Genomic DNA, 17,051 nt, shown 5'->3' with positions numbered 1-17,051 from the left:
GGCGTCGGCGAGGACGCAGCGGTCGGCTTACAGCGATAGTCTAGAACGTCGTGACAGATTCGGATCCGGGCCTCCACCTTCCTGGGACGAGTGCAGCCGAGCACCTGCCTCCCGCCTATCCCGAGCGCGCAGCGCACGGGACGGCGGGTACGCTGCGCGCCTGGCAGGAGGAGGCGATCAAACGCTACCTCGACGCGGCCCCGCGCGACTTCCTCGCCTCTGCGACGCCGGGAGCCGGCAAGACGACGTTCGCGCTCAGACTCGCGGCGATCCTGCGCTCCAATCACACCGTTCGGCAGATCATCGTCGTCGCCCCCACCGAGCATCTCAAGACGCAGTGGGCGGACGCGGCCGCACGCGCGGGTATTCGGCTGAACCCGAATTACTCGAACAGCGACGGGCTCGCCTACGGGCGCCACTTCCACGGCGTCGCAGTGACGTACGCGCAGGTGGCGATGAAGCCGGTGCAGCACCGGCTGCTGACCGAGCACGAGGACACGCTCGTGATCATGGACGAGGTGCATCACGGCGGCGACGCGCTGAGCTGGGGCGACGCGATCCGTGAAGCCTACGGAAACGCGCGACGGCGGCTGTCCCTCACAGGAACCCCCTTCCGGTCAGATGAAGCGCCGATTCCCTTCGTGCAGTACGCGCCGCAGGGGGACGGGTCGCGCCTCTCCCTGACCGACTACGACTACGGATACGGTCGTGCGCTCGCGGATGGCATCGTGCGCCCGGTCATCTTCATGGTGTACGCCGGCAAGATGCGGTGGCAGACATCGGCGGGCGAGGAGATGGAGGCGGCGCTCGGCGAGGGCAACACGAAGGACGTGACCTCGCAGGCATGGCGGACTGCGCTCGACCCAGCGGGAGACTGGATCGGCAAGGTGCTGCGCGCGGCCGATCGCCGGCTCACCGAGGTGCGGCAGCACGTGCACGATGCCGGAGGGCTCGTGATCGCGACCGACCACGCCTCGGCGCGGTCGTACGCCGCGCAGCTCAATGACATCACGGGGGAGGACGTGGCGCTGATCCTCTCCGACGACGCCGGAGCGTCGGAGAAGATCGATGCCTTCTCGAGCGGGGAGCAGCGCTGGATGGTCGCCGTGCGCATGGTCTCGGAGGGTGTCGACGTGCCGCGGCTCTCCGTGGGCGTCTACGCGACGAGCTCCTCGACGCCGCTCTTCTTCGCGCAGGCGATCGGACGCTTCGTGCGCTCGCGCCGCCGCGGGGAGGTCGCCTCGGTGTTCATCCCCAACGTGCCCGCCCTCATGCAGCTCGCGGCTGAGCTCGAGAAAGAGCGGAACCATGTGCTCGAGGGCCCGAAGAGCGCCGAGGAGATGTGGGACGCCGAGGCCGCACTGATGGCGGAGGCCGAGCGAGGCGACCAGGCATCATCGGAGCTGGTCGAGGGGGAGACGTTCGTCTATCAGGCCCTCGCCTCCGACGCCCACTTCGACCGCGCGGTCTTCGACGGTGCTGAATTCGGCGGCTACGCCGAGGTGGAGACCGAGGAGGAACTCGATTTCCTCGGGTTCCCCGGGCTGCTCGAGCCGCAAGAGGTGAAGGCGCTGCTTCAGCAGCGGCAGGCCAGGCAAGCACGCCGGAGCGCGGGGAAGCAGGGCATTCTCGAACACGCCCCCGACCGAGCCGAATCGCCGGAGGCGTTGCATCGTACGCTCGGGGAGCAGCGGAAGCTGCTGAGCTCGCTCGTGGGCATGTACGCGAAGGTCTCTGGCGAAGCGCACAAAGACATCCACACCGAGCTCCGTCGGGTCTGCGGCGGGCCTGCGGTGGCGCAGGCGTCGGTCACGCAGCTGCAGAAGCGGATCGAGTTGCTGCGCCGACGTCTCCGGCCGTGAGCGGCTCGTTCGCCCGCTGGTACGGGGCGCTGGAAGCCGACGCGCGCGAGATCCCGGGCCGATTCGATCAGCCCTCGAGATCCGTGCTAAGTTATCTTCTGTTCGGCCGATGAAGGTTCCGAATCGTTCGCGCGGGTGGCGGAATGGCAGACGCGCTAGCTTGAGGTGCTAGTGCCCGTATTAGGGCGTGGGGGTTCAAGTCCCCCTCCGCGCACGTGAACGAAAGAGGCTCTCCGAGAGGAGGGCCTCTTTTGCGTTACCGTGAGGGGAGGAGTGGACGATGAACGATTCGCGCGGAGAACGCACCCGGAGAGGGGCTTCGAGCGCCGATCCGACGAAGGTGACGCAGCAACCCGCCCTCACCACGGCGTCCGGGACCATCTGGGTGGTCATGGGGAGCCTCCTGCTCGTCGCGGGTGCGGTTCCGGTCGTCGCGATCATCGCGCTCCGACCCGGACCGATGGTCCCGGTCGCGGTGGCGACGGGAGCGCTCATGCTCGCCTGCACCTGCGTCCTGTTCATCGCCCGCTTCGCCGTGCAGCGGGGACCCCTTCGGCTGCGGGTCATGGCCGCCTCGATGATCGCCTCCGCCGTCGTCGGAGTGCTCGGATTGCTGCTCTGCCTCGTGATCCAGGGCGGCTGAGCGTCCACCGGGCTACGCTGGAAGCATGAGCCTCGAGACCTCCGAGCACGCGCTGTCTGAAACGGCCCGCGTTGCGCGCGATCTGATCCGCATCGACACGTCCAACCGCGGGGGCGGGGATGCCGAGCCCGAGCGGCCGGCGGCCGATTACGTCGCGGCGTACCTGCGCGAGCTCGGTCTCGAACCGGAGATCTTCGAGAGCGACCCCGGTCGCGCGAGCGTCATCGCGCGGGTTGCGGGAGCCGACGCATCGCTGCCGGCACTGGTGCTCCACGGACACCTCGACGTCGTGCCGGCGGATCCCGCGAACTGGTCCGTCGACCCGTTCGCCGGCGTGATCAAGGACGGCATGCTGTGGGGGCGCGGCGCGGTCGACATGAAGGACATGGACGCCATGATCCTCACCGCCGTCGCCGAACTGCTGCGGGGCGGCGAGCGGCCGCGACGCGACGTGATTCTCGCCTTCTTCGCCGATGAGGAGAACGGCGGCGTGTACGGCGCCCAGCATCTCGTGCGGAACCATCCGGAGCTGTTCGCGGGAGCGGAGACGGCGATCAGCGAAGTCGGCGGGTATTCGATCGATATCGCGGGCACGCGGGCCTACCTCGTGCAGACGGGTGAGAAGTCGCTCGAGTGGATTCGGCTGCGGGCGCGCGGCACGGCCGCCCACGGCTCCCGCGTCTGGCACGACAACGCCGTGACCCGCCTCGCCGAAGCGATCGCCGCACTCGGACGGCACGAGTGGCCGGTGACGCTCACCGACACCACCAGAGACCTGGTCGACGCCATCGCCGAGATCCTGGGGGAGGACCCGCACGTCGTATCCCCGGAAGATCTCGTGCTCCGCTTGGGCAAGGGCGGCGGATTCATCCAGGCCAGCCTGCGCAGCACCAGCAACCCGACCGTGCTGCAGGCGGGATACAAGCACAACGTCATTCCCGACACGGCGGAGGCGCTCGTCGACGTGCGCGCGCTGCCGGCCGATCAGGAGTCGATCCTCGACCAGATCCGTGCGATCGTCGGCGACGACATCGAGCTGGAGCAGGTGCACTCCGATATCGGTCTCGAGGTGCCGTTCGCCGGGGAGCTGGTGGACGCCATGACGGCGTGTCTGAAGCGCGCCGACCCAGAAGCCCGCGTGCTGCCGTATCTGCTCTCCGGCGGCACCGACAACAAGTCGCTGGCACGGTTGGGCATCACGGGCTACGGGTTCGCTCCGCTGCGGCTTCCCGCGGATCTCGACTTTCCCGGCATGTTCCACGGCGTCGATGAACGTGTTCCGCTCGAAGCGCTCGACTTCGGCCACGGCGTGCTCGTGGACCTGCTCCGCACCTACTGAATCGTCGGCGCCCGGGCCCGCCCTCACGGGTTCTCAGTGCGCTGTGAGCTAGTCTGGACGGCGGTCCAAACCCGGCGCGGTCGGTTCGCGCGCGTGGTGCAGCCAGGAAAGGAATCATGGGAATCTTCGAGGCGATCCTCCTGGGAATCATTCAGGGACTCACCGAGTTTCTGCCCATCTCGTCGAGTGCGCATCTGCGCATCGCGAGCGAACTGCTCGGCATCGGCGACGCGGGTGCGGCGTTCACCGCGATCACTCAGATCGGAACGGAAGCCGCCGTCATCGTGTTCTTCTGGCGCGACATCGTGCGCATCATCGGACGCTGGGCGCAGTCGCTGGGCGGGAAGCGCGTGCCTCGGAACGATCCGGACGCGCTCATGGGGTGGTGGATCATCATCGGCACCGTTCCGATCGTCGTGCTGGGGCTGCTGTTCCAGGATCAGATCGAGACGACGCTCCGCTCCCTCTGGTTCGTCGCCATCAGCCTCATCGTCTTCGGCCTGCTGCTCGGCGTGGCCGACCGCGTCGGCCAGAAGGTGCGCCCCATCGAAGCGCTCACCTGGAAGCACGGTCTCGTCTACGGATTCGCTCAGGCCCTCGCCCTGATCCCGGGCGTCTCGCGCTCGGGCGGCACGATCACCGCTGGGCTCCTCATGGGGTACACGCGCGAAGCCGCGGCCCGCTACTCCTTCCTGCTCGCGATTCCAGCTGTGCTGGGGTCCGGCTTCTACCAGGTGTTCAAAGCGCTGCGCGCTCCCGCAGGCGAAACCCCCATGGGACTCACCGCGGTGGCCACGGTGGTCGCATTCGTCATCGCACTCTTCGTCATCGGTCTCTTCATGAAGTACATCTCGAAGCGCAGCTTCATGCCGTTCGTCGTCTACCGTGTGCTGATCGGCGGGATCATCATCGTGCTCCTCGCGACCGGCGTACTCTCAGCCGATGGCGGGGCATCCGTCGCCGAAGGCGCTGCAGCCGTGCACGCGGTGACGGCGGGGGGTGTTCGATGAGAACCTGGACCCCGCCCGAGCTCCCCGCGCTGCCGGGAACCGGCGTCGCGCCGAAACTCTTCAACACCGCCACCGAGCGCCTCGAGTACCCGGCCATTCCCGAGGGACGCGCGCACCTTTACGTCTGCGGCATCACGCCGTACGACGCGACGCACCTCGGGCACGCGTTCACCTACCTCGCGTTCGACATCATGCAGCGCGCGTGGCGCGACGCCGGGATCGAAACGGTCTACGCGCAGAACATCACTGACGTCGACGACCCCCTGCTCGAGCGCGCGAACGCCACCGGAGCCGATTGGCGCGCGCTCGCGGACGAGCAGATCGGTCTCTTCCGCTCCGACATGCATCGCATGGGCATGCTGCCTCCCGAGCACTACATCGCGGTGACCGAGCAGATCGATGAGATCGCCGCCGCGGTGCGCGAGCTGCTCGACCGCGGATTCGCCTACACGGTGCCCACCGCAGACGCTGCCGGCGACGACATCTACTTCGATACGGCCGCCGCCGAGCGGGACTCGCAGTGGCGGCTCGGCGACGTCGCGCCGTACGACCGCGAGACGATGCTCCGGTTGAGCGCCGAGCGCGGGGGAGACCCCGAGCGTCCGGGCAAGCGGGGCCCGCTCGACCCGCTGCTCTGGAGGGCGGAGCGCGCCGGGGAGCCGAGTTGGGAGACCCCGGTGGGGTCGGGGCGCCCAGGGTGGCATATCGAGTGCTCCGTGATTGCACGCGGTGCGCTCGGTGGAGCGTTCACCGTGCAGGGCGGGGGCTCCGATCTGGTGTTCCCGCATCACGAATTCACCGCCGCGCACGCGACCGCCCTTTCGGGCACGCCCCTGGCGCACGCCTACTGCCACGCAGGGCTCGTCTCGTACCACGGGCACAAGATGTCGAAATCGAGGGGCAATCTCGTCTTCGTCTCGCGGCTGCTCGACGGAGGAGCCGACCCCTCGGCGATCCGGTTGGGGCTTCTCGCCCACCACTACCGCTCCGAGTGGGAATGGCACGACAGCGACCTCGCGGTGGCGCAGCGCCGGCTGGAGGCCTGGCGGGCCGGGCTGCTGCGCGAGAGCGAGGATCCGACTCCCGCCGCCGCCGTGGTGCGCCAGCTGCGGTCGGCGATCGCCAACGACCTCGATACGCCCGTGATGCTGGCGACCCTCGACGCAGCGCTCGATCAAGGCGTCGACGCACCGGGGCTCGTGGCCGATGCGGTGCTCGCGCTACTCGGAGTGCAGCTCTAGTACGACCGGGGTGACCCGGGCCCGTCTCAGGCCGAGCCGGGCCCGGAGTCGTCGTCCCGGCGGTCCGCAGGGCCGTCCGGAGTCTCCGGACTGCCGGGCGTCTCTCGGTCCGTATCGTGCTCAGGATCCGCGGCGGAATCCGACGCACCCGAGCGCCGCGACCCCGCGTCGGGAACCTCGACATCGCGCGCGAACCGCGGCCCGCCCTTCAGGAACTTCTCGAATTCGAGGGCGATCGCGTCTCCGGTGGTCTCCGCGGCGAGTTCCTCGTCCCGCGATTCCTCGAGCCGGCGGATATACCTCGACATGTCCTCGTCGGCGTCGGCGATGCGATTGATGTTCGCCTCCCACTCGTTCGCCTGAACGAGCAGCTCTCCGCGCGGGATGACGATGTCGAGCAGTTCTTCGAGCTTGTCGAGCAGCGCGAGCGAGGCCTTGGGAGACGGCGTGCTGTGCACGTAATGCGGCACCTGCGCCCAGAGCGACAGCGTCTCGATGCCCGCCTCGGCGAGCGCCAGATCGATGACCGTGGAGATGCCGGCCGGCCCCTCGTACGTGCTTCGCACGGCTCCGACTGCGTCGCGGCGCGCCTCGTGCTCCGACGTCACGGTGGTGACGATCGGCCGCGTGTGGGGCGCATCGGAGAACATCGACCCCAGGATGATGACGAGATCGATCGCCCAGACATCGACCAGCTCGACGATCTCGTCGGCGAAGTTCTGCCAGTCCCTCGCCGGCTCGACGCCCGCGAGGAGGAAGAGATCCCGAACCGGACTCCCGTCGATGCGTCGCACCGTTTCACCGTCAGCGGGTTCCGGAGAGACGACGGCATCCGACGACTCGCCCGGGCGCTGCACCGGACCGAACAACCGGGTGTCGGGCCATTCGAGCACCCGCTTGCCCGACTCGTCGAAGAGCACTTTCGGGCGGTGCACCTGGAAGTCGACGTACCCCTCGGCGCCGATCTCGTGGAGCACCTCGGCATCGATCAGACCGGCGAGGTGCTGCAGCACCTCCGTCGTCGCGTCGCCGGCGTCGCTCCAGCCCTGGAACGCGACGATCAGGACGCGGGAATGCGGGGCCGAGGGTGTGGACATAGGCTCAAGGGTATCGGCTGACGAACAGTACACTGGTTCGGATGAACGCATTCCTCTCTGAGCGGACACTCGACGCTCGTCCCGCCGCCGTCCTCTGGGATATGGACGGCACACTGATCGACTCCGAACCGCTCTGGCTCGCATCGGAGCTGGCGATGCTCGGTCGCTACGGGATCGAACTGACGTCCGAGATCCGCGACTCGCTCATCGGCTCGGGGCTTCGCGCCGCCGCGCGGCGATTCCAGGAACTCGGTGTTCCCATGACGGTCGACGACATCATCGCGGAGTGGACGGCCGGCGTGATCGCTGGGCTCAGCGCGGAGGAGCCCATGTGGCGGCCCGGCGCCGTCGAACTGCTGGAGTCGCTGCGCGACTCGGGTATCCCCTGCGTGCTCGTGACCATGGCTGTGCGGGAGATCGCCGATGCGGTCGTGGCCCTGCTTCCCGACCGTCTCTTCACCCACATCATCGGCGGCGATGAGGTCCCGCACGAGAAGCCGCACCCGGAGCCGTACCGCATGGGCGCGGCTCTGCTCGGCGTCGATATCGAGGCGTGCGTCGCCCTCGAGGACTCCGTCACGGGCCTGCGCTCCGCTCACGCTTCCGGGGCCGTTGCCTTCGGCATTCCGAATCTGATCGATCTGTCCGACGCACCCGCTCACGAAGTCTGGCCGACCCTGGTCGGCGTCGATGCGGCGGTGCTCGGCGAACGGTACGCCGCGCATCGCGGTGCGCCTTCGGCAACCGTGTCGCCGGCAGTGCGCGGCCCCTTCCAGTACGGCGATCGCGTGCAGCTGACGGGGCCGAAGGGGCGTCTCAACACCATCACCCTCGTGCACGATGGCGAGTTCCACAGTCATCGCGGCGTCATCCCGCATTCCGATATCGTGGGCCGGCCCGACGCCTCGGTGGTCGCGAACAGCAGCGGTGAGGAGTACCTCGCGCTGCGTCCGTTGCTCTCCGATTTCGTGATGTCCATGCCGAGGGGTGCCGCGATCGTCTACCCGAAGGATGCGGCGCAGATCCTGTCGCTCGCCGACATCTTCCCGGGAGCTCGTGTCGTCGAGGCCGGCGTGGGCTCCGGCGCGCTGTCGCTGCATCTGCTCAGAGGAGTCGGGCCGGAGGGTGCGCTCTTCTCGTTCGAGCGTCGCGACGAGTTCGCGGAGATCGCCACCGGAAACGTCGTCGCCTTCTCGGGCAGCGTTCCCGAGAACTGGACCGTGACCGTCGGAGACCTGCAGGAAACGCTGCCCGCCGTGTGCGCAGCAGGCAGCATCGATCGCGTCGTGCTCGACATGCTCGCACCGTGGGAATGCGTGGACGTCGCCGCCGATGCGCTCGCACCCGGCGGCGTGCTCATCTGCTACGTCGCCACCGTGACTCAACTCTCCCGCACGGTCGAGCAGATTCGCCGCAGCGGCGAGTTCGCTCATGCTCAGGCATCGGAGACGCTCGTGCGCGGCTGGCACGTCGAGGGCCTGGCGGTGCGGCCCGATCACCGGATGGTCGCGCACACCGGCTTCCTGGTGACGGCGCGAAGGCTCGCGCCCGGCACCGTGCTGCCCGAACTGAAGCGACGCGCGTCGAAGAGCGATTTCAGCGAGACCGACCTCGGCAGCTGGCTGCCCGACCTCGGCCCAGAGGACGAGGCGCCGGCGAGCGCGGAGGTGTGGACACCGGAAGCGGTCGGCGAGCGCACGAAGAGCGACAAGGTGCTGCGCAAGAAGATGCGTGAGACCCAGCAGTTCGCGCGGGAGCGCGGCGGCGAGCTCCCGGGCTCCGATTCCGCGGTGACCGACTGATCGCGCGGCGGCGAGGGTTCTGGCGCCCGTGATCGGACCGGTGGTCGCAGCGCCGGACGACTACGAGGCGCGCATACGCCCAGTCGCGGTTCGATAGGATAGCGGGGTTCACGTCGGCTTCCTCGAGAGGTGCTCATGCTTCGTCGCATCATTCCCGCTACCGCTGCTGCTGCGCTGCTTCTCGCCGGGGTGACCGGCTGCAGCGCGCAGCAGGCGCAGGCGTCAGACTGCAAGACGACGCTGCAGCCGGGCGCTCTGAGCGATGGCACGACGGTTCTCGGGAGCTTCGGCGACGTCCCGGAGATCTCGGCGCCGGAGGATCTCGAGATCCTCTCCACCCAGCGCACCGTCGTCGAACACGGCGACTCCGATGGCTACGTGGCCGAGGAGCAGTCGCTCGTCGGGGTCAACATGGCCTTCTTCGACGCGGCCACAGGCGACGCCCTCTTCCAGAGCGAGGGGTTCACGGATCCCTCGCAGCCGCCGCAGCCCCTGCTCGTCGCCGAGGAGACCGCGAACCCACTGAGTGAGGCGGTGCGATGCTCCGTCCCCGGCGATCGCATCGTGCTGGCGCTCTCGCCAGAGGAGAGCACGCAGCTCGGAGGTCAGCTCGGCGCGACCGGAGCGGACGCGGTCGTGGGCGTGGTGGACGTCGTGTCGACGGCTCCGACCGTAGCGGAGGGTTCGAAGCGCGGTCTTCCCAATGGCTTCCCAGCAGTGGTCACCGACGAGGAGGGTCGTGTCGGCGTCGTGCTGCCGCCCACCGAAGCGCCCGCAGGCACGACCTCGGCAGTGCGCATCGCAGGCGAGGGAGCGGAGGTGACTGCCGACGACAACGTCATCGCGCAGGTGCTCGCCGTCGGCTGGGACGGCATGGAGCAGGAGAACACCTGGGATACGGGGCTCAAGCTGCTCTACACCGAAGCGGACATCGCCCAGTCGGGGGTCACGTATCGTGCGGAACTGACGGGCAAGTCGATCGGCTCGCAGGTGGTCGTCGTCGAGAACGAGGGCGACGCGAATGCCCGTGTCGTGGTCGTCGACATCCTCGGGGTCAGCTGATCGGCCATGCCGAGCAGCTCGGCAGCCTCTGAGGCCCCGGAACGGCGGTCGCGTTCCTCGGTGCCGAGCGAGCAGCGTCTCTTCAGCCTGGTCCTCGCCCTCGTCGTGAGCCCGTTCGGCGCTACGAAGCGCGAGCTCCTCTCCTCGGTCTACGGGTACGCCGACAGATATCGCCACGGCCAGCCGAGTGCGGCTCTGGAAAAGCAGTTCGAGCGCGACAAGGAACAGTTGCGCTCCCTCGGCATCCGGATCGACGCGTTCGAGGATCCGCAGGACGTCGGCAACAACCAGCTCATCAGGTACCGCATTTCCAAGGAGCGGCTGCAGTTCCCAGCCGATCTTCGATTCTCCGAGCGCGAGCTCATGCTGCTGCGGCTCGCGGCTCTCGCCTGGAGCGAGGGAAGCCTCAGCGCGGAGTCGCGCCGTGCCGCGATGAAGCTCGAAGCCCTCGGCGCCGGGCTCGATGTGCAGCATCTGGGCATCGCACCGCGACTGGGAACGGCAGAGGCCGCTGCAGCGCCGTTGCAGCGCGCGATCGATGCCGGGCGGGTGGTGCGCTTCGCGTATCGCTTACCGGATCGGGAGGCGCCGCTGATGCGCAGGGTCGCTCCGCTGCGGCTGCACCGCGCCGAGGGGCGCTGGCACCTCGTGTCGTGGGACCTCGAACGCGACGCGGCTCGCACGTTCCTCCTCGCCCGCATCGAGGGGCGCGTGCAGCAGTCGACTGAGGCATTCGACCCCGAGCTGCGGGTGCGCGCCGATGCGGCGGTGGAAGACCTCGAGCGATTGCGCTCCGACCGGCGCGCCGTGCTCTGCGTCCGTCGCGGAAGCATCGCGGAGGCTCGACTGCTCTCGCGGTCAGGGGATCAGGGCGACCTGCGGCCCGGGCGCTGCGGTTCGGGCGATCACGTCGAGCTCGAAGTCGGGGTGCTCGATCTCCATGTGTTCGCGGTCGAACTCATCGGATACGGAGCGGATGTATCGGTGTGCGAGCCGGCTCAGCTGCGCGAACTCGTCGTCGCGGGCCTGCGGCGCATCGCCGAGGTTCATCACGCACCGGTCGCACCGTCGGGGAATGAGCTCCAGCTCGATGCCCGGCATGACGAAGGGACGGCAGATGCGTAAACAAGTCCTCGCTCCGGAACGCGTGACCTTTCTCCTCTCGCTCGTCGCGTACCTCAGGGATACCGGTTCGGCGACAGTCGGGGAACTGGCGGAGCGCTTCTCGGTGCCGCCGGAACTCGTGCGCACCCTCGTCCGGTTCCTCGGCACCGCCGGTGTGCCAGGAGAGACGATGAACTATCAGGACGAGGATCTCTTCGACATCGACTGGGACGCGCTCGAGCAGCAGGACCTCGTCAGTCTCACGCGGACTGTGGCCGTCGACGATGCACCGCGTTTCGCTCCCATGGAGACGGCTGCCCTCATCGCGGGACTCCAAGCACTCACGAGCATGCTCGGTCCGGAGGACGCAGCGCTCGCCAGAGCCACCGCCGAGAAACTCGGCACGGCGCTCGGAGCGACTCCGGAAGCGCCGATGTCGGTGACCGACGGGCCCGGGGATGCGCGGGTTCCGGAACTCGTGGCCGCCATCGAGGAGGGGCGAGCAGTCTCGTTCGTCTACCGCGACGCCTCCGGTTCGGACTCCCGTCGCACGGTGCGGCCGCAGTCGCTCACGCAGGGATCGGGCACCTGGTACCTGCGCGGGTACTGCTTCGAACGCCTGGCCGATCGCACCTTCCGGGTCGACCAGATGCGCGAGCTCGAACGTGCGGAAATCCCGGGCGCCGCAGGTGCAGCGCCCGGGACCGCGGACCCGGCCGGATCGGACGCGCCGCTCGTACCGGTGCCCGTCGCGGCGCCGCCCGCCACCGCGGCCGAGCAACCAATGGCGCACGAAGGCCCGGTGCACATCACCGCGCGAGTGACAGAGGCGGCACTCGCGCCGCTCGAAGGCTTCGCCCCAGAGGTGCTCGAACAGATCGAAGACGGGCGCTTCCGGGTGCGAGTCGAAGCCTGGCATCGAGGTACGGCAGTGCAGATCGTGCAGGTGCTCCCCGGCGGCGTGGAGATCGAGTCGCCCGACTGGGCGCGGGCGTCGGTGCGCGAGTGGACGGAACGCGCGCTCGCGGCATACGGCGGCTGAGTGTTCCTGGCGCGGTGCGGCGACCGCTGAGATACACTGAACCAATGGCTAACCAGGCTCGCAAGCGGCGAAGTCCCGATGGGCGGATGAGCCTCGGCGAGCACCTCATCGAGTTCCGCAAACGACTCTTGATCTCGGCCGCCGCGATCGTGGTCGCCCTCATCGCCGGCTGGTTCTTGTCGACGTGGGTGTGGGAGATGCTCCGCAAGCCGATCAACGATCTCGAGATGCAGGGCCGTGATGCGATCATCTCGTACGGCGACATCTCGAGCGGCTTCGACACCAAGGTTCAGATCGCGCTCTTCATCGCGGTGCTCATCGCTTCGCCGGTGTGGCTCTACCAGGTCTGGGCGTTTCTCGCCCCGGGTCTGACGCGACGCGAGAAGCTCACCGGGGTGGGATTCATCGGTGCCGCGGTACCGCTGTTCCTCGGCGGCGCGTATGCAGGCTGGCTGGTCCTCCCGAATATCGTCCGCCTCATGGCGAGCTTCCAGCCGGAGGAGGACGCGTTCTATCTCACGGCGCGCAACTATCTCGATTTCGCGATCAAGCTCCTGCTCGCGGTGGGCGTCGGCTTCGTGCTCCCGGTGCTCCTGGTGATGCTCAACTTCATCGGAGTGCTGCGCGGCGCGGCCATCATCCGGAGCTGGCGAGTCGCGATCCTCGTCATCATTCTCTTCGCGGCCATCGCGACACCCGCGGCCGACCTGATGAGCATGTTCTTGCTCGCGGCGCCCATCATCGTGCTGTACTTCGCGGCGGCCGGCGTCGCACTGCTGCACGACCGCAGGGTGGACAAACGCCGGGCCGCCGAGCTCGCCGAGTACGACCTCGACGACGACACCGGACGGGAAGCCGAGCGTGGCGACGCCGACCGCACGAAAGGACGCCGATGAGCATGCCTGACCCCGGCGCGAGTCGGGAGGAGAGCGCGCTCGACGCGTTCTCGGCCCGTCTCGAGTATCCGCTCGACGCGTTTCAGCGCACGGCGTGCGAACGCCTCGAGGAAGGCAGAAGCGTGCTCGTCGCGGCTCCCACCGGGTCGGGCAAGACGACGGTCGCCGAGTTCGCGGTGTACCTCGCCAGGCGGGAGCGCGACGCGCGGATCTTCTACACGGCGCCCATCAAGGCGCTCTCGAACCAGAAGTTCCGAGAGCTCTGCGACGAGTACGGCGAAGACGAAGTGGGTCTGCTCACCGGCGATGTGAATCTGCGCTCGAACGCTCCGATCATCGTGATGACCACCGAGGTGCTTCGGAACATGATCTACGCGGGGTCCGACGCCCTCGACGATCTGGAGTTCGTCGTGCTCGACGAGGTGCACTACCTCGGCGATCGATTCCGAGGCGCGGTGTGGGAGGAGATCATCCTCCACCTGCCGCCCGCCGTGCGACTCGTGTCGCTGTCGGCGACGGTTTCGAACGCGGAGGAGTTCGGCGACTGGATGCACGCCGTGCGCGGCGACACCGACGTGATTCTCTCTGAGCACCGGCCGGTGCCGCTCTACCAGCACGTGCTCACCTCCCGTGCGCTCCTCCCGCTCTACGTCGATCGGGCGGGCGAGCTCGCGACTGGCGGGCGGGTGAATCCGGAGCTGTACGCGCTCGACCGCAGAGGCGGATGGCGTGACCGCGACGGCGACCGTGAGCGAGGCCGCGGGCGGGGAGAGCGCTCTCGCGGGCGGCCACCGGCGCGTCGAAGCCGTCGCATCTCGCGATCCGACATCGCTCGCGCACTCGACGAGACGGATCTCGTGCCGGCGATCGTCTTCATCTTCAGCCGGAACGGATGCGATCAGGCGGTTCGTCAGTGCCTCATGGAGGGCATCACGCTGACCAGCCGTGAGGAGCGCGACGAGATTCGTCGCATCGCGCGCGCAGAGGTCGCGGGGATGAGCGACGAGGAGCGTCGTGTGCTCGGCGTGCGCGAGTGGCTCGCTGGCTTGGAGCGCGGCGTCGCGGCGCACCACGCCGGCCTGCTTCCGGCGTTCAAAGCCGTCGTCGAGCGGCTCTTCCAGCGGCGACTCGTGAAGCTGGTCTTCGCCACCGAGACGCTCGCCCTCGGCATCAACATGCCCGCGCGCGCCGTGGTCATCGAGCGCTTGGATAAATTCAACGGCGAGCAGCGGGTGCCGCTCACCTCCGGAGAGTTCACCCAGTTGACTGGTCGCGCCGGTCGGCGCGGGATCGACGACGAAGGTCACGCCGTTGTCGTGTGGAGCGACGACGTCGATCTCGAAGCACTCGCCCATCTCGCCGGAGCCAGGTCGTTCCCCGTGCGTTCGAGCTTCCGTCCCACGGCCAACATGACTGTGAATCTGCTGCAGCGCATGGACCGGGCTCACGTGAGGGAGATGCTCGAGCTCTCGTTCGCGCAGTTCCAGGCCGATCGCGCCGTCGTCGATCAGGCCAGGGAACTGCGCGCGGAGCAGGAATCACTCGCTGGCTACGATGCGGCGGCGAGCCGTGCGCAGGGCTCCGATCGGAAACGATGGGAGGAACGCGCTCGCAAACTCCGGCGTCGCGTGGAGCGCGGCCGGCGCCAGATCGCTTCCCGGACGGGCACGATCGCCCGTACCTTCGACCGGGTCGTCGACCAGCTGCTCGAACTCGGCTATCTGGAAGCCGACCGCACACGCGAGCCGAACGTCACTCCGTGGGGCAACCTGCTCCGGCGGATCTACGGCGAACGCGATCTGCTCGTCGCCGAGTGCATTCGCGAGGACGCATGGCGCGGGCTGGACGCCGCGGGACTCGCCGCGATGTGCTGCGTGCTGAGTTACGAACCGCGGCGGGACGACGAAGGGGAGGAGCGTCTGCCTGGCGGAGCTGCCTTCGGCGCCGCTTATGATCGGGTGCTCGACATCTGGGTGCGACTCGACGACCTGGCAGAGCGATCGCGGTTGCCGCGGAGCGAGATGCCGCATGCCGGCCTCGCGAAGACGATGCACGCCTGGGCGACCGGGCGACCGATCGAGCTGGTGCTCGAAGCCGCCGGGATCGGAGCGGGTGACTTCGTTCGCTGGGCGAAGCAGACCATCGATCTGCTCGACCAGGTCGCGCAGGCGTGCGAGGCGGCCGTGCTGGACGATGTGGACGCTGATCGACTCGGTGCGCTCGCTCATCTCGCCCGCGAGGCGAAGCGGGGTGTGAAGCGGGGCATCGTCGCAGCGTCGAGCACTTCGTGAGTGCGACGATTGCGGGGGCGCCGAGCGAGCGCTCGATGCTGGTGCGCACCGACGCGAACGGAACGCGGGCTCTGCGCTGGTACGCCTCCGTGATCGCGGCGGTCGCCGGGGGCCTTCTGCTCGATGCCGCGACGCCGGGATTGAGCTGGTGGCCGCTCGCGTTTCCCGCAGTCGCGCTCGTGTGCGCGGCGGTCTGGCAGCAGCGCGCGCGATGGGGGTTCCTGGTCGGCGCCCTTGCGGGCGCTGCGTTCTGGATGCCGCACATCGGCTGGCTGACCCTGTACCTCGGCCCGATTCCCTGGGCGGCGCTGTGCGCTCTGATGATCCTCTGGTTCGGGCTCTTCGGCGTCGCAGCGGCGGTCGCGACACGGGGGCTCCGCCGGATCGCGATCCTGCGCCGCAGCGCTGCGGCGCTGGCCGGAGCGCAGGCGGCGTCGGTCGCGGGCCTCTGGATGCTGCGGGAGCAATTGCAGGGCGCGATTCCCTACGGTGGTTTCGCGTGGGGTCGGCTCGCCACAACGCAAGCCGACGGGCCGCTCCTGCAATCCGTCTCCTGGCTCGGATTCGCTGGTCTTTCCGCCCTGCTGGCCTTCGCGAGCGTGGTTCCGGTGGCGGTAGCGCTCGTCGCCCGCGACCGCGGCACTTCCGTGCGGCCGGTACTTGTCGGAGTCGCGGCGTCCCTCGCGGTGCTGGTCGCGCTCGCGGCATTGCCGGCGGCTCCGCTCGAGCAGTCGGGCGCACTGCGCGTCGCTGCCGTGCAGGGCAACTCGAAGTCGGGAATCTTCGACGATCGCGAAGCGGGCGGCGTGATCCGCGACCATTTCACCGCGACCGAAGAGCTGCTCGATCGCCTCGAAGCGGAGGGGCGAACGGTGGACGTCATCGTCTGGCCGGAGAACAGTGCGGAGTTCGCCGCACCGGACCAGCTCATTCGAAGTCAACGACTCGCGAAGCTCGCCGAGCGCGCAGGCGCGCCGATCGTCGTCGGCACCGTCCTCGCGAACGAAGACGGCACGTACAGCAACAGCTCGCTCGTCTGGAACTCCGAGGGGCCCACCGACGCCCGATACGACAAGCGGTACCCGGTCCCGTTCGCGGAGTACATGCCCAATCGGCCGTTCTTCCGCGCTATCGTGCCGGATCTCGTCGACCTGGTGCAACTCGAATACGCGCCCGGCACGCGCCCCTCGGCGCTGGAGGTCGACACGTCGGCGGGAGTCATCCGGGCTGGCATCGCGATCTGCTTCGACATCATCTTCGATCCGCAGGCGGTCGCGATGGCGAGCGACGGGGCGCAGGTGATCTTCGCGCAGACGAACAACGCGGATTTCGGGCGGACCGATGAGAGCGCTCAGCAGCTGGCCATCGCCCGCACCCGCGCGGTGGAGATGGGTCGTGCTGTCGTCAACGACTCGACGGTCGGCACCAGCGCCGTCGTAGCGCCCGACGGTCGGAGCCTCGACGAACTGCAGCCGTTCACGCGCGACGCGATGGTCGCCGAGGTGCCGCTGGTCGAGGGTCTCACTCCGGCCCTCCGGTTCGGGGGCGCGATCGCCTCGGTCGGGGTGCTCGTCGGCGTCCTCGGCCTGGCGGGAGGGGTCTTCGGGCTCGTACGCGCTCGACGCGTGTCGCGGCACGGCTAGATCGAGGCGCGCGGCCACG

13 protein-coding genes, 1 tRNA gene and 1 pseudogene are annotated in these 17,051 nt (G+C 68.6%); 14 read left to right on the top strand and 1 reads right to left on the bottom strand.

All coding sequences use genetic code 11. The features are described 5' to 3' along the window. Positions 1-50: 50 nt before the first annotated feature. The 6 genes from ABFX18_RS08050 to mshC all read left to right on the top strand — a co-directional run bounded on the left by ABFX18_RS08050 (position 51) and on the right by mshC (position 6,095). Positions 51-1,862 (top strand): DEAD/DEAH box helicase, encoded by a 1,812-nt coding sequence (locus tag ABFX18_RS08050; protein WP_346057951.1) that lies wholly within the window; start codon positions 51-53, stop codon positions 1,860-1,862. Positions 1,863-1,991: 129 nt separating this feature from the next. After that, positions 1,992-2,076 (top strand) — tRNA-Leu (locus tag ABFX18_RS08045). 66 nt (positions 2,077-2,142) lie between these two features. Continuing rightward, positions 2,143-2,505, top strand: a complete 363-nt coding sequence (locus ABFX18_RS08040; protein ID WP_346057950.1) for a hypothetical protein — start codon at positions 2,143-2,145, stop codon at positions 2,503-2,505. A gap of 25 nt (positions 2,506-2,530) precedes the next feature. After that, positions 2,531-3,844 carry a M20/M25/M40 family metallo-hydrolase gene (locus ABFX18_RS08035; protein ID WP_090149128.1) on the top strand — a complete coding sequence of 438 codons (1,314 nt, stop codon included), beginning with the start codon at positions 2,531-2,533 and terminating at the stop codon, positions 3,842-3,844. A 116-nt stretch (positions 3,845-3,960) separates the two neighbouring features. After that, a complete protein-coding gene (locus ABFX18_RS08030; protein ID WP_211648468.1) occupies positions 3,961-4,854 on the top strand; it encodes an undecaprenyl-diphosphate phosphatase in 894 nt (297 codons plus the stop codon). Next, positions 4,851-6,095, top strand: coding sequence for a cysteine--1-D-myo-inosityl 2-amino-2-deoxy-alpha-D-glucopyranoside ligase (gene mshC / locus ABFX18_RS08025; protein WP_200328755.1), 1,245 nt, complete (start codon positions 4,851-4,853; stop codon positions 6,093-6,095). Before ABFX18_RS08030 ends, mshC begins: the two co-directional genes overlap by 4 nt. A gap of 26 nt (positions 6,096-6,121) precedes the next feature. Here the strand turns inward: mshC and ABFX18_RS08020 are convergent, their stop codons facing one another. After that, positions 6,122-7,192, bottom strand: coding sequence for a PAC2 family protein (locus ABFX18_RS08020; RefSeq protein WP_346057949.1), 1,071 nt, complete (start codon positions 7,190-7,192; stop codon positions 6,122-6,124). 41 nt (positions 7,193-7,233) lie between these two features. Between ABFX18_RS08020 and ABFX18_RS08015 the strand changes: the two are divergent. The 8 genes and pseudogenes from ABFX18_RS08015 to lnt form a co-directional block, all read left to right on the top strand. Then, positions 7,234-7,803: pseudogene (locus tag ABFX18_RS08015) on the top strand (HAD family hydrolase); the annotation flags it as partial. 135 nt (positions 7,804-7,938) lie between these two features. Continuing rightward, positions 7,939-8,994, top strand: a complete 1,056-nt coding sequence (locus tag ABFX18_RS08010) for a tRNA (adenine-N1)-methyltransferase (RefSeq protein ID WP_336662147.1) — start codon at positions 7,939-7,941, stop codon at positions 8,992-8,994. Positions 8,995-9,129: 135 nt separating this feature from the next. Next, complete coding sequence (locus ABFX18_RS08005) at positions 9,130-10,056, top strand: peptidylprolyl isomerase (protein WP_346057948.1); 927 nt, start codon at positions 9,130-9,132, stop codon at positions 10,054-10,056. Between the two features lie 60 nt (positions 10,057-10,116). Beyond that, positions 10,117-11,181, top strand: coding sequence for a helix-turn-helix transcriptional regulator (locus ABFX18_RS08000; protein ID WP_346057947.1), 1,065 nt, complete (start codon positions 10,117-10,119; stop codon positions 11,179-11,181). Further along, complete coding sequence (locus ABFX18_RS07995; RefSeq protein WP_090149828.1) at positions 11,174-12,202, top strand: helix-turn-helix transcriptional regulator; 1,029 nt, start codon at positions 11,174-11,176, stop codon at positions 12,200-12,202. The genes ABFX18_RS08000 and ABFX18_RS07995 overlap by 8 nt, the downstream gene beginning before the upstream one ends. A gap of 44 nt (positions 12,203-12,246) precedes the next feature. After that, the gene (gene tatC / locus ABFX18_RS07990; protein WP_346057946.1) at positions 12,247-13,098 is read left to right on the top strand and encodes a twin-arginine translocase subunit TatC; all 852 of its coding nucleotides are present in this window, start codon (positions 12,247-12,249) and stop codon (positions 13,096-13,098) included. Positions 13,099-13,100: 2 nt separating this feature from the next. Next, on the top strand, positions 13,101-15,389 hold the full coding sequence (locus ABFX18_RS07985; RefSeq protein WP_346058022.1) for a DEAD/DEAH box helicase: 2,289 nt from the start codon (positions 13,101-13,103) through the stop codon (positions 15,387-15,389). Further along, positions 15,386-17,032 carry an apolipoprotein N-acyltransferase gene (lnt, locus tag ABFX18_RS07980; protein ID WP_346057945.1) on the top strand — a complete coding sequence of 549 codons (1,647 nt, stop codon included), beginning with the start codon at positions 15,386-15,388 and terminating at the stop codon, positions 17,030-17,032. The genes ABFX18_RS07985 and lnt overlap by 4 nt, the downstream gene beginning before the upstream one ends. Positions 17,033-17,051: the final 19 nt, after the last annotated feature.

Source organism: Leucobacter alluvii (assembly GCF_039530485.1).
Lineage (GTDB): Bacteria > Actinomycetota > Actinomycetes > Actinomycetales > Microbacteriaceae > Leucobacter > Leucobacter alluvii.
This window is presented reverse-complemented; position numbering and strand designations above follow the sequence as displayed.

What these genes read in the sequence shown, in the direction of transcription:
- ABFX18_RS08040 (WP_346057950.1), top strand. Translation starts at nt 2,143, where the DNA reads ATGAACGATTCGCGCGGAGAACGCACCCGGAGAGGGGCTTCGAGCGCC.
- ABFX18_RS08035 (WP_090149128.1), top strand. Translation starts at nt 2,531, where the DNA reads ATGAGCCTCGAGACCTCCGAGCACGCGCTGTCTGAAACGGCCCGCGTT.
- ABFX18_RS08030 (WP_211648468.1), top strand. Translation starts at nt 3,961, where the DNA reads ATGGGAATCTTCGAGGCGATCCTCCTGGGAATCATTCAGGGACTCACC.
- mshC (WP_200328755.1), top strand. Translation starts at nt 4,851, where the DNA reads ATGAGAACCTGGACCCCGCCCGAGCTCCCCGCGCTGCCGGGAACCGGC.
- ABFX18_RS08020 (WP_346057949.1), bottom strand. Translation starts at nt 7,192, where the DNA reads ATGTCCACACCCTCGGCCCCGCATTCCCGCGTCCTGATCGTCGCGTTC.
- ABFX18_RS08005 (WP_346057948.1), top strand. Translation starts at nt 9,130, where the DNA reads ATGCTTCGTCGCATCATTCCCGCTACCGCTGCTGCTGCGCTGCTTCTC.
- ABFX18_RS07995 (WP_090149828.1), top strand. Translation starts at nt 11,174, where the DNA reads ATGCGTAAACAAGTCCTCGCTCCGGAACGCGTGACCTTTCTCCTCTCG.
- tatC (WP_346057946.1), top strand. Translation starts at nt 12,247, where the DNA reads ATGGCTAACCAGGCTCGCAAGCGGCGAAGTCCCGATGGGCGGATGAGC.
- ABFX18_RS07985 (WP_346058022.1), top strand. Translation starts at nt 13,101, where the DNA reads ATGCCTGACCCCGGCGCGAGTCGGGAGGAGAGCGCGCTCGACGCGTTC.